We start from the raw sequence: 12,042 nt of genomic DNA, 5'->3' as shown, positions 1-12,042 counted from the left end.
TCTATTTTTTAAAACTGACCACCGCTCTTGAAAATTTCTTGATTTACTTCGTCGATATAGTTTAAAACATCTTCTTTTCCTAACGATTCTGTTGCAGAGGTTACGAAATATTGTGGCATTTCGGCCCAATTATTAGCAAACATACTTTTCTTATATGCCGCAATATGCGAATCAATTTTTACTTTACTGATCTTGTCTGCTTTAGTAAAAATTATACAAAAAGGAATTTCGCTCTCTCCCATATAAGACATGAATTCAATATCGATTGTTTGAGCTTCATGACGGATATCGATTAAAACAAAAGCACAAACCAACTGTTCTCTTGTTTCAAAATAATCGGTTATAAACTGTTGGAAAACTGATTTTGTTTTTTTGGATACTTTAGCATAACCATATCCAGGTAAATCAACTAAGAACCAATTGTTGTTGATTAGGAAATGATTAATTAGCTGTGTTTTTCCGGGTCTTCCAGATGTTTTAGCTAATTTTTTTTGGTTGGTCAGCATATTGATTAATGAGGACTTTCCAACATTAGACCTGCCTATAAAAGCGTATTCTGGCAAACGGTCTTTTGGACATTTGCTCACATCGGAGTTGCTAATTACAAATTCGGCGGTATTGATTTTCATATTTTTTTGTATAAAACTTCTTTTATGGAAGAGAGGTACTTATAAATTGGATTTAGTTAGCCATTCTTCAAGCAAACGATTGAACTCTTCTGGATGTTCCATCATTGCTGCGTGACCACATTTGTCAATCCAGTATAAGCTTGAGTTGGGTAATAATTTATTAAATTCTTCAGCAACATCCGGAGGGGTTACTTTGTCGTTTTTACCCCAAATAATACAAGTTCGTACATGCATCTTTGGAAGATCTTTCGCCATATTATGACGAATAGCACTTTTGGCAATTGTTAATGTTTTGATCAGTTTTATTCTGTCGTTAACTGTTGCGTAAACTTCGTCAATTAATTCTGGTGTAGCAATTGCAGGGTCGTAGAATACGTCTTCAGCTTTTTTCTTGATATACTCATAGTCACCTCTTTTTGGATAACTATCGCCCATGGCGCTTTCATACAATCCGGAACTTCCTGTTATTACAAGTCCTGCCACTTTTTCAGGGTACATTTTTGTATGGTATAAAGCAATATGTCCTCCAAGTGAATTCCCAAGAAGAATTACTCTGTCAAATCCTTTAAAAGTGATAAAATCCTTAACGTATTTAGCGAAACTTTTTACGTTTGTTTTTAAAATATTTTGGGTATAGATAGGTAGATCCGGAATAACAATTTTGTATCCTTTTTCAGAAAAATGACTGGCTACGGCATCAAAATTACTCAATCCCCCCATTAGCCCGTGTAAGATTACAATTGGCGTTCCTTCTCCAGCTTCATAATAGCTGTATTTACCTTCCTTCTTATAGTTTTTTTCCATGTTTTTGAATACGGATTTTCAATTTTCACAAATATAGTATTTAAAAAATTAAAAAGAATTTTTGAAAACATTTTTTGCTCCTATTAATGCCTTTTGAACTTATTTGTCATTAAGAGCGTGAATATTATATAAAAAAAGTTCTTTTTAAGGTGTTTTTCTATTGTAAGTAAAAAGGTGTTTTAGTTAAAATTTTGAAAATAATCAGGTCGGAATTTACATAGTTTAAACTTTGTTGTGAATAACTTATAAAATAGCTAATAGTCTGACAGTCTGTGAGTCTTGCCTCTAAGGTATTTTGCTTGGATGTGGTTAAACTTATTAACAAAGTGGTAGATAGTGGTAGATAGTGGTGATATTTTTCATATTTTTGCTCTATATCATTTTAAAACTATTCTTTTGAATACAATTGTTGGAACATATGAATGTAAGGTCGATGCTAAAGGAAGGGTGCTGTTGCCGGCGCCTTTGAAAAAGCAATTGACACTTTCCCTTCAAAGCGGTTTCGTTTTGAAGCGTTCTGTTTTTCAGCCTTGTTTGGAATTATATCCTATGGAAGAATGGAATGTGATGATGGCAAAAATCAATAAGTTAAATCGCTTTGTAAAGAAGAATAATGATTTTATTCGAAGATTCACCGCGGGTGTAAAAGTGGTAGAAATAGATTCTTTAGGGAGACTGCTGATCCCTAAAGATTTAGTGGCTTTTGGTAGTATTACTAAAGAGGTTGTGTTTTCTTCCGCTGTTAACATAGTGGAGATTTGGGACAAAGATTTATACGAGACATCGATAAATGGTGAAGACGTAGATTTTGCAGATTTAGCAGAAGAGGTAATGGGAAATATAAATGACGACGACAATGGAATATCATAATCCGGTTTTGCTTCAAGCATCAGTAGATGGTTTAAATATCAAGCCTGATGGCGTGTATGTAGATGTAACCTTCGGTGGAGGAGGGCATTCGAAAGAAATATTAAGTAGGTTAGGGCCAAACGGGAAATTGTTTGCTTTTGATCAGGATGAGGACGCTTTGGCAAATGCTTTACCAGATGAGCGATTTACGCTTATTAACGAGAATTTTAGATTCATCAAACGTTTCTTGCGTTTTTACGGTTTGAAAAGTGTGGATGGAATTTTAGCTGATTTGGGAGTTTCCTCTCACCAATTTGATGTTGCAGAAAGGGGTTTTTCTACTCGTTTTGATGCTGGATTGGATATGAGAATGAGTCAAAAAAATGACTTAAATGCTTACAAAGTAGTTAATGAATATGACGAGGCAGACTTAAAGAGAGTGTTTTTGGATTATGGAGAATTGAAAAATGCTCCTGTTTTGGCAAGGACCATTGTTGAGGCTAGAGAAGTACAGCTTATTAAGACTACCGATGAGTTAAAGGAGGTTTTGGCAAAATATTTACCAGAGAGAGTAAGAAATAAAATACTAGCTCAAATCTATCAAGCTATTCGAATTGAGGTAAATCAAGAAATGGATGTTCTAAAAGAATTCTTGGAGCAGTCATTAGAAGTGTTAAAACCAGGAGGTCGATTAAGCGTTATTTCATATCACTCATTAGAAGATAGATTGGTGAAGCGATATGTAAAAAACGGGATGTTTGAAGGCGAGCCTGAGCGCGACTTTTATGGTAATTTTTCTGTGCCGTTTAAGACGATCGGGAAGCTAATAGTGCCAGACAAAGAAGAGATAAAGTTAAATAATAGAGCTCGTAGTGCTAAATTAAGAATAGCAGAAAAGATATAATTCAGAATGAAAAACGGTGTTTATAACATATTAAAAGCGAGATTTCTAATCGATGATGACGCGATGAAAAATTGGCGTTTTATCGTTTTTCTTATTCTTTTAGCGATAATCATGATTGCTAATACGCAGCGTTTTGAACAAAAAGTTTTTAAAATTGCCAAATTAACAACCGAAGTGAAAGAATTAAGATCCGAATTTGTTGATAGACGTTCTCAGTTGATGAAGTTGAAAATGGAATCTACTGTTTCTGAAAAAATGATGGAAAAACAAATTTTCCCATCGACTGTTCCTCCAATTAAAATAAAAGTAAAAAAAGAAGAAGAGAAAACTTTTCTAAAAAAAATATGGCAGTAGAAGATAAACACATATCATATAGAATCTATCTCGTTGCATTTGCTATCTTTTTGGTAGCGATCGCTATTGCTATTAAATTAACTAATATTCAGTGGGTTGAAGGGGATTATTATAGGAAATTAGCCAAAGAGAGAACGGTTAAAAATTTTGTTATTCCTTCAAATAAAGGAAATATTTATTCCTCGGATGGAAGCTTATTGGCAACTTCAATTCCTAATTATGAAATACGTTTCGATGCTTTAGCGCCAAAAATGGAAATATTTGAGAAGAATGTTCAGTCACTATCTGATTCGCTGGCATTCGTTTTGGGTAAATCAAGTAGTTTTTATCAAAATGAACTGAGAAGAGCGAGAGCAAATAATAATCGTTATTACTTAATTGCCCGGGATTTGAGTTATACAGATTATATAAAAATTAAAGGATTTCCCTTGTTTAAATTAGGTGCATATAAAGGTGGAATTATCATCGAACAAAAAACGGTTAGGGAACATCCAATAGGTAAAATTGCCGAACGTACAATTGGCTATGAAAGAATGACTCCTGCAGGGACTTATGACGGTAAAGGAATCGAATGGGCGTATAGAAAATATTTGAATGGTAAAGACGGTAAAATTCTGAAACAAAAAATAGCAAAAGGACAGTGGAAACCCATTCGTGATGTTAACGAAGTGGATCCGCAAGACGGCTACGATGTAATCTCAACTATAGATGTTTACATACAAGATATTGCACATCATGCTTTATTAAAACAATTGCAAGAGTATGAGGCAGATCATGGTTGTGTCGTGGTAATGGAAACCGAAACTGGAAAAGTACGAGCTATTTCTAATTTAGGCAGAGCCGATGATGGAACTTATTATGAAACTACTAATTATGCCGTTGCTGAATCCCACGAACCAGGGTCGACGTTTAAATTAGTTGATTTAATGGCAATTCTAGAAGACAAGGTAGCTGATACGAGTACGGTTTATGATAGTCATGGAGGTATAGTTAAGTATTATGGAAGATCTGTACGCGATTCACATACGGGTGGTTATGGGAAAATTTCGTTAGCTCGTGGATTTGAACTTTCATCAAATACAGTTATGGTTCAGGCGGTTTATGAGAATTACAAAAGCAATCCATCAAAATTTGTAAATCATATTAGAAATTTTGGTTTGGATAAAACTTTAGGATTGGATCTTAAAGGAGAAGGAAAACCGATTATTCCACATCCTGGCGATAAAAGCTGGTCAGGAATTTCACTTCCGTGGATGGCATTTGGATACGAAGTTTCAGTTACTCCAATGCAGACATTGGCATTTTATAACTCTGTAGCAAATAATGGAGTAATGGTAAAGCCGCAGTTTGTTTCCGAAATTAAAGAATGGAACAAAACAATTAAGAAATTCGATACAGAAGTGATTAATGCAAAGGTTTGTTCGCCAGAGACAATTAGAAAATTAAAGGCTGTCTTGCAGAATGTTGTTAAAAAAGGAACGGGTTCTAAATTATATTCGAAAGATTTTTCTATGGCAGGAAAAACAGGAACAGTTCAGATGAATTATGGTGGGAAAGAAGGAAAGTCTGCCTTGTATTATGCGTCTTCTTTTGTTGGATATTTTCCAGCAGATCATCCTAAATATTCATGTATTGTAGTAGTACATAAACCTAATACAGCAAAAAATAATTATTATGGAGCCGATGTTGCGGGGCCTGTTTTTAAAAGAATTGCACAAAAGATTTTTACAGATGTGCCATCGACAAATGAAATAAAAAACATAAACAGAAAAGTCCCAAAACAAGAAAATAATTACAACAACTATTTTGCTAAATTACAAAAGCCACAGCAGCTAATTCCAAATGTAAAAGGTATGCCTGCAATGGATGCAATTGCTTTATTAGAAAATTTGCATTTAAAAGTAAAAGTAGTTGGTAAAGGGAAGGTTACGACACAATCGCTTCAAGCGGGTCACAATATAATAAATAACACAACTATAACATTAGAATTACTGTGATTATACTAAAAGACATATTATACAAAGTTACAATCGAAGCCGTACATGGTTCGGCTGAAGTTGCTGTAGGTAAAATCGAATTTGATTCAAGAAAAATTGAAAAGAACGACATTTTTGTAGCTATACGTGGTTCTGTTTCAGATGGACATGAGTTCATTCAAAAAGCAATCGAATTAGGGGCTATAGCAATCGTTTGTGATACTTTTCCAGAAAATTTCGAAAAAGGAATCACATACATACAGGTGAAAGACACCAATAAAGCATTGGCCTTCATGGCGGCTAATTATTTTGGAAATCCATCTGAAAATTTAAAGTTGGTTGGTATTACCGGAACAAACGGGAAGACTACTATCGCTTCTTTATTATATCAATTATTCAAAAAAGCAGGTTTTAAAGTAGGATTGATTTCTACTGTTAAGATATTGGTTGATGAAATCGAATACAAAGCCACACATACTACGCCAGATTCAATCACTATTAATCATTATTTAGCAGAAATGAGAAATGCAGGTGTTGAGTATTGTTTTATGGAAGTGAGTTCTCACGGGATTCATCAAAAGCGAACAGAAGCATTGCATTTCGTAGGTGGAGTTTTTACTAATTTATCACATGATCATTTGGATTACCATCCCACTTTTGCTGAATATAGAGATGTGAAAAAATCATTTTTTGACAACCTTCCAAAAAATGCTTTTGTCTTAACTAATGTTGATGATAAAAATGGTGCTGTAATGTTGCAAAATACAGTAGCGAATAAACGAACTTATGCTTTAAAATCATACGCAGATTATAAAGCTCAGATTCTCGAAAATCAATTGTCAGGTTTGCTTTTGAAGATTGATGGGAATGAAATTTGGGTTAAACTAATAGGAACTTTTAATGCCTATAATGTTTTGGCAATTTATGGAACTGCAGTTGAATTAGGAATGGACAGTTTAGAAACACTTCGTTTATTGTCTGAGCTAGAAAGTGTTTCAGGAAGATTTCAATACATTGTTTCTACTACAAATATCACAGTAATTGTCGATTATGCTCATACTCCTGATGCGCTGGAGAATGTTTTGAAAACAACTAATGATATTCGAACTAAAAATGAGCAGTTGATTACTGTTGTAGGTTGCGGTGGAAACAGAGATAAAACCAAACGACCAATTATGGCGACTATCGCCTCTGAATTGAGTGATAAAGTAATTCTTACGTCTGATAATCCAAGAAATGAAAATCCAGATACGATTATCCAGGAGATGGAAGTAGGTGTTGCGGCAGAGAATTATAAAAAAGTATTGGCGATAACGGACAGAAAGCAAGCTATAAAAACAGCTTGTCAATTGGCGCAGCCAAACGATATTATTTTGATTGCAGGAAAAGGACATGAAACCTATCAGGAAATCAATGGTGTGCGTCATGATTTTGACGACATGAAAATAGTGAAAGAGATATTAGAACAACTTCATAAATAGTAAAAATATGCTGTATTATTTATTTGAATACTTAGACAAAACATTAAATATTCCAGGGACTGGAGTGTTTCAATACATAACATTTAGATCGGCATTAGCCTTTATACTTTCTTTGCTATTGTCTACAGTTTATGGAAAAAGAATCATCCGTTTTTTGCAAAATCAGCAAGTGGGGGAGACGGTTCGTGAATTGGGATTAGCGGGTCAAAATGAAAAAGCGGGGACGCCAACTATGGGAGGTTTAATCATCATATTTGCTATTCTGGTGCCTGTTATGCTGTTTGCAAAACTACAAAACATTTACATTTTGTTGCTGATTGTAACAACTTTGTGGATGGGAACAATTGGGTTTGTAGATGACTATATCAAAATATTTAAAAAAGACAAGCAAGGATTAAAAGGGATTTTTAAAGTTTTTGGACAAGTGGGGTTAGGTCTTATTGTTGGGACTGTTCTTTATTTTAGTCCTGCAGTAACCGTGAGAACGGATACAGGAAAAGGAGATGTTTTTAGAACCACAACAGAAACGGTTATCACCGAAAGTCCAGTTGAAGAAAAATCTACAGCCACTACAATTCCGTTTTTTAAAAATAATGAATTCGACTATGCGGAATTATTGGCTTGGACGGGTGAAGGATATGAAAAATGGGCCTGGGCAATTTTTATCCCAGTTGTTATTTTTATCATCACAGCGGTTTCAAACGGAGCAAACTTAACAGACGGAATCGATGGACTCGCTGCGGGCACCTCGGCGATATCGGTTTTAGCATTGGGGATTTTCACCTTCGTTTCCGGAAATATTATTTTCTCTAATTATTTAAATATCATGTATATCCCTAATTCAGGAGAAATGACGGTGTTTATTGCGGCATTTGTGGGATCGCTTATTGGGTTTCTTTGGTACAATTCCTATCCGGCATCGGTGTTTATGGGTGATACTGGAAGTCTGACTATCGGTGGGATTATCGCGGTGCTGGCAATTGCGGTTCGTAAAGAATTATTAATTCCGCTATTATGTGGTGTTTTTTTAGTCGAAAATTTATCTGTGGTATTGCAGGTTAGTTATTTTAAATATACCAAAAAACGCTTTGGCGAAGGCCGAAGGATTTTCCTGATGGCGCCGTTGCATCATCACTATCAAAAGAAGGGATATCATGAAAGTAAGATTGTAACCCGATTTTGGATTGTAGCGATATTGTTAGCGATACTTTCGATTATTACTCTAAAATTAAGATAGTATGAGACTAGTAGTTTTAGGAGGAGGAGAAAGTGGAGTAGGTACTGCCATTTTAGGTAAGAAAAAAGGATATGATGTTTTTGTATCTGATTTTGGAAAAATAAAAAACAATTACAAGGAAGTTCTTATAAGTAACGGTATTGATTGGGAAGAGGAAAGACATACAGAGGATTTAATTCTAAATGCTGATGTAGTCATGAAAAGTCCAGGGATTCCAGAGAAAGCTCCGATTGTTAAAAAATTGATTGAAAAAGGAATTCCGGTAATTTCTGAAATAGAGTTTGCGGCTCCTTTCACAAAAGCAGTTACAATTGGAATTACGGGAAGCAACGGAAAGACGACAACAACTATGTTAATCTATCACTTGCTTAAATCGGCAGGATTAAATGTAGGATTAGGCGGAAATATAGGTAAAAGTTTTGCTGAGCAAGTTGTAGATGACACCTACGATTCGTACGTACTTGAATTGAGTAGTTTCCAGTTGGACGGAATCGTGGATTACAAACCGCACATTGCTATTATTACGAATATTAGTCCGGATCATTTAGATCGATACGAATATAATTATCAAAATTATATTAATTCAAAGTTCAGAATCACAATGAATCAAACCGAGGATGATTACCTCATTTATGACGCAGATGATGAAGCCATAACAACATGGTTAGAAAACAATAAAACGAAAGCAAAACTAATCCCTTTTTCATTGACAAAAACATTCAACGAAGGAGCCTTTATACAAAACAATAAAATGGAAGTAAAAATCAATCAAGATGAATTTTTAATGGAAACAGAATCTATTGCATTAGAAGGAAAACATAATATGAAAAATGCAATGGCAGCAACCTCTGTGGCAAAATTGATGCAAATAAGAAAAGCAACAATCCGTGAAAGTTTATCTAATTTTCAAGGAGTGGAGCACCGTCTTGAGAAAGTATTGAAGATCCAGAATGTACAATATATCAATGATTCCAAAGCGACTAATGTAAACGCTACTTTTTTTGCATTGGACAGTATGAACATGCCAACAGTTTGGATTGTTGGAGGTGTTGATAAAGGAAATGATTACAATGAATTAATGTCATTAGTACGTGAAAAAGTGAAAGCTATCATTTGTCTTGGAGTTGATAATAAAAAAATAATTGATGCTTTTGGTAACGTTGTTGATATGATGGTTGAAGTTACGAATATGAATGATGCTGTTAGAATGGCACAACGATTAACAGAAAAAGGGGATGCCGTTTTATTGTCACCTGCCTGTGCTAGTTTTGATTTGTTTGAGAATTATGAAGATAGAGGAAATCAATTTAAACAAGCGGTTCATAATCTATAGTCGAATGACAATGTCTTTTTTGGAAATAAAATAATAAAAATGAAACAACTAATAAGCAATCTAAAAGGAGATAAAGTAATATGGTCATTCGTGGCTTTATTAGCTTTGTTTTCGTTTATGCCTGTTTTTAGTGCGAGTAGTAATTTGGCTTATTTAGGACATGGAACAGGAAATACCTTGGGTTATTTGGTAAAGCATTTAGCACATATATGTATTGGTTTTCTAATTATTTTTCTTGTACACCGAGTGCCATATCATTATTTTAGAGCAATATCTAAAGTGGCATTGCCAGTTGTTTGGATTTTGTTGCTTTATACATTAGTCAAAGGAACCGTGATCGCTGGAGCAAATGCCAGTAGATGGATTCAAGTTCCTTTTATAGGAATATCATTCCAGACTTCCACTTTGGCATCTGTTGTCTTATTCATATTTGTCGCTAGATATTTGTCTAAAACTAGAGAAGAGCCAATTACTTTTAAGGTCTCGTTATGGGAGCTTTGGTTGCCTGTGTTTATTACTTTGATTCTAATTTTACCGGCCAATTTCTCGACTACCGCATTAATTTTTGCAATGATACTCATGTTGGTGTTTATTGGAAAATACCCATTAAAATATATTGGAGCTATTATAGGTTCTGGAATTCTATTTCTTGCTTTTTTTGTTCTTGTAGCTAAAGCTTTTCCTGACTCGCGATTTTTTAGTAGAGTAACAACTTGGGAAAGCAGAATCGAAAATTTCAGTTCAGACAAACCTGATGAAGATGATTACCAAATTGAGAAAGCAAAAATTGCTATAGCATCGGGTAAAATATATGGACTGGGTCCTGGTAAAAGTGTTCAGAAGAATTTTTTACCGCAATCCTCGTCTGATTTTATTTATGCCATTATAGTAGAAGAATATGGTCTTGTAGGTGGTTTTCTAGTTCTTATTTTATATTTATTATTGTTGTTTCGATTCGTGATTGCTTCGCATAAGGCCAATACACTTTTTGGAAAGTTAGTTGTTGTGGGTCTCGGTTTTCCGATGATTTTTCAAGCTATGGTTAATATGGCCGTCGCGGTAGAGTTGTTGCCGGTAACGGGTCAGACGTTGCCATTGATAAGTAGTGGAGGTAGTTCGATTTGGATGACTTGTTTTGCGCTGGGAATCATTATAAGTGTGACGAAGAAAGACGAAGAAATTGAGGAAGAACTGAAGACTGCCGCTAAGCGTGAAGAAGCGCTTCAAAAACTAATCGATGCCGAATTAGATTCAGAAAAGGAAGTCATAGAGGATTATTCGATTACAGACAAAGCGGCAAACCCAATGAGCGCAGTTTTGAATAGATAATATTTTTAAGGGATAAAATAATTTAAAATTAAATAATTTCAATATAATGAGGCAATATAAATTCATATTAAGTGGTGGAGGAACAGGTGGTCATATCTATCCTGCGATTGCTATTGCCAATGAATTAAAATTACGCTTTCCTGATGCTGAATTTCTTTTTGTGGGTGCCAAAGATAAAATGGAAATGCAAAAAGTACCTCAAGCCGGTTTCCAAATTAAAGGATTGTGGATTGCGGGTTTACAAAGAAGAATAACTTTAGAAAACATGATGTTTCCATTGAAATTAGTAGATAGTTTATGGAAAGCAAAACAAATCATAAAAGAGTTTAAACCGGATGTAGTGATTGGAACCGGTGGTTTTGCTAGCGGACCATTATTGAAAATGGCTAGTATGATGGAAATTCCTACGGTGATTCAAGAACAAAATTCATTTCCGGGAATTACGAATAAGTTATTAAGTAAAAAAGCGGATGCAATCTGTGTTGCATATGAAAATTTAGAACGATTTTTTCCCAAAGATAAAATGGTCTTGACAGGGAATCCTGTTCGTGAGGATTTAATTGACATTGAAAGTAAAAGAGTAGCTGCTATTGAGTACTTTAATTTAGATGCTACTAAAAAAACACTATTGGTTCTTGGCGGAAGCCTTGGCGCAAGAAGAGTAAATCAGTTGATCGAAAAAGAATTAGAAAATATTCAAAACCAAGAGGTGCAGATAATCTGGCAATGTGGGAAATTGTATTTTGAGGATTATAAAAAATACAATTCAAATACTGTTCAGGTTGTCGCTTTTATCGAAAGAATGGATTTTGTGTACGCAGCTGCAGATGTTATTATTTCCAGAGCGGGAGCATCGTCAGTGTCAGAGTTATGTATTGTAGGGAAGCCAGTATTATTTATCCCTTCGCCTAATGTAGCTGAAGATCATCAAACTAAAAATGCAAAAGCTATTGTTGATAAAAAAGGGGCACTTTTATTGAAAGAATCTGAGCTTGATGCAGAGTTTAGCTTGGTTTTTGAAGCATTATTAAAAGATAAAGGAAAGCAAAATCAATTAAGTGAAAATATTAAACAGTTAGCAATGCCGAAAGCGACAAAACAAATTGTTGACGAAATTGTGAAACTAATTAAAAACAAATAAAAACA

11 protein-coding genes are annotated in these 12,042 nt (G+C 34.6%); 9 read left to right on the top strand and 2 right to left on the bottom strand.

Annotation, left to right across the window (positions count from 1 at the left end; translation table 11 throughout):
- Positions 1 to 8: 8 nt before the first annotated feature.
- Both yihA and BMW63_RS04200 read right to left on the bottom strand, forming a co-directional pair.
- A complete protein-coding gene (gene yihA / locus BMW63_RS04205; RefSeq protein WP_074721556.1) occupies positions 9 to 629 on the bottom strand; it encodes a ribosome biogenesis GTP-binding protein YihA/YsxC in 621 nt (206 codons plus the stop codon).
- A 39-nt stretch (positions 630 to 668) separates the two neighbouring features.
- Positions 669 to 1,433 carry an alpha/beta fold hydrolase gene (locus BMW63_RS04200; RefSeq protein ID WP_074721554.1) on the bottom strand — a complete coding sequence of 255 codons (765 nt, stop codon included), beginning with the start codon at positions 1,431 to 1,433 and terminating at the stop codon, positions 669 to 671.
- Positions 1,434 to 1,829: 396 nt separating this feature from the next.
- On the opposite strand from BMW63_RS04200, the gene BMW63_RS04195 reads away from it, so the two are divergent.
- Genes BMW63_RS04195 through murG form a run of 9 tightly spaced genes read left to right on the top strand, consistent with a single transcriptional unit; the run spans position 1,830 to position 12,037 of the window.
- A complete protein-coding gene (locus BMW63_RS04195) occupies positions 1,830 to 2,303 on the top strand; it encodes a division/cell wall cluster transcriptional repressor MraZ (RefSeq protein ID WP_074722046.1) in 474 nt (157 codons plus the stop codon).
- Complete coding sequence (gene rsmH, locus BMW63_RS04190) at positions 2,278 to 3,186, top strand: 16S rRNA (cytosine(1402)-N(4))-methyltransferase RsmH (protein ID WP_175460255.1); 909 nt, start codon at positions 2,278 to 2,280, stop codon at positions 3,184 to 3,186. The genes BMW63_RS04195 and rsmH overlap by 26 nt, the downstream gene beginning before the upstream one ends.
- 6 nt (positions 3,187 to 3,192) lie before the next feature.
- A complete protein-coding gene (locus BMW63_RS04185; protein WP_074721550.1) occupies positions 3,193 to 3,540 on the top strand; it encodes an FtsL-like putative cell division protein in 348 nt (115 codons plus the stop codon).
- Entirely contained in the window at positions 3,531 to 5,537 is a 2,007-nt protein-coding gene (locus BMW63_RS04180; protein ID WP_074721548.1) for a penicillin-binding transpeptidase domain-containing protein, read from the top strand. Before BMW63_RS04185 ends, BMW63_RS04180 begins: the two co-directional genes overlap by 10 nt.
- Positions 5,534 to 6,997, top strand: a complete 1,464-nt coding sequence (locus BMW63_RS04175; RefSeq protein WP_074721546.1) for a UDP-N-acetylmuramoyl-L-alanyl-D-glutamate--2,6-diaminopimelate ligase — start codon at positions 5,534 to 5,536, stop codon at positions 6,995 to 6,997. The genes BMW63_RS04180 and BMW63_RS04175 overlap by 4 nt, the downstream gene beginning before the upstream one ends.
- Before the next feature lie 7 nt (positions 6,998 to 7,004).
- The gene (mraY, locus tag BMW63_RS04170) at positions 7,005 to 8,234 is read left to right on the top strand and encodes a phospho-N-acetylmuramoyl-pentapeptide-transferase (protein WP_074721544.1); all 1,230 of its coding nucleotides are present in this window, start codon (positions 7,005 to 7,007) and stop codon (positions 8,232 to 8,234) included.
- Between the two features lies 1 nt (position 8,235).
- Positions 8,236 to 9,567 (top strand): UDP-N-acetylmuramoyl-L-alanine--D-glutamate ligase, encoded by a 1,332-nt coding sequence (gene murD, locus BMW63_RS04165; RefSeq protein ID WP_074721542.1) that lies wholly within the window; start codon positions 8,236 to 8,238, stop codon positions 9,565 to 9,567.
- 39 nt (positions 9,568 to 9,606) lie between these two features.
- The gene (locus BMW63_RS04160) at positions 9,607 to 10,896 is read left to right on the top strand and encodes an FtsW/RodA/SpoVE family cell cycle protein (RefSeq protein ID WP_074721540.1); all 1,290 of its coding nucleotides are present in this window, start codon (positions 9,607 to 9,609) and stop codon (positions 10,894 to 10,896) included.
- 46 nt (positions 10,897 to 10,942) lie between these two features.
- The gene (murG, locus tag BMW63_RS04155) at positions 10,943 to 12,037 is read left to right on the top strand and encodes an undecaprenyldiphospho-muramoylpentapeptide beta-N-acetylglucosaminyltransferase (RefSeq protein ID WP_074721538.1); all 1,095 of its coding nucleotides are present in this window, start codon (positions 10,943 to 10,945) and stop codon (positions 12,035 to 12,037) included.
- Positions 12,038 to 12,042: the final 5 nt, after the last annotated feature.

Origin of the sequence: Flavobacterium frigoris, from assembly GCF_900111075.1 — a bacterium.
Lineage (GTDB): Bacteria > Bacteroidota > Bacteroidia > Flavobacteriales > Flavobacteriaceae > Flavobacterium > Flavobacterium frigoris.
The sequence above is the reverse complement of the archived record's forward strand: the minus strand, read 5'-3'. Positions and strand labels throughout refer to the sequence as shown.

What these genes read in the sequence shown, in the direction of transcription:
- BMW63_RS04160 (WP_074721540.1), top strand. Translation starts at nt 9,607, where the DNA reads ATGAAACAACTAATAAGCAATCTAAAAGGAGATAAAGTAATATGGTCA.
- murG (WP_074721538.1), top strand. Translation starts at nt 10,943, where the DNA reads ATGAGGCAATATAAATTCATATTAAGTGGTGGAGGAACAGGTGGTCAT.
- yihA (WP_074721556.1), bottom strand. Translation starts at nt 629, where the DNA reads ATGAAAATCAATACCGCCGAATTTGTAATTAGCAACTCCGATGTGAGC.
- mraY (WP_074721544.1), top strand. Translation starts at nt 7,005, where the DNA reads ATGCTGTATTATTTATTTGAATACTTAGACAAAACATTAAATATTCCA.
- BMW63_RS04185 (WP_074721550.1), top strand. Translation starts at nt 3,193, where the DNA reads ATGAAAAACGGTGTTTATAACATATTAAAAGCGAGATTTCTAATCGAT.
- murD (WP_074721542.1), top strand. Translation starts at nt 8,236, where the DNA reads ATGAGACTAGTAGTTTTAGGAGGAGGAGAAAGTGGAGTAGGTACTGCC.
- BMW63_RS04180 (WP_074721548.1), top strand. Translation starts at nt 3,531, where the DNA reads ATGGCAGTAGAAGATAAACACATATCATATAGAATCTATCTCGTTGCA.
- BMW63_RS04200 (WP_074721554.1), bottom strand. Translation starts at nt 1,433, where the DNA reads ATGGAAAAAAACTATAAGAAGGAAGGTAAATACAGCTATTATGAAGCT.
- rsmH (WP_175460255.1), top strand. Translation starts at nt 2,278, where the DNA reads ATGACGACGACAATGGAATATCATAATCCGGTTTTGCTTCAAGCATCA.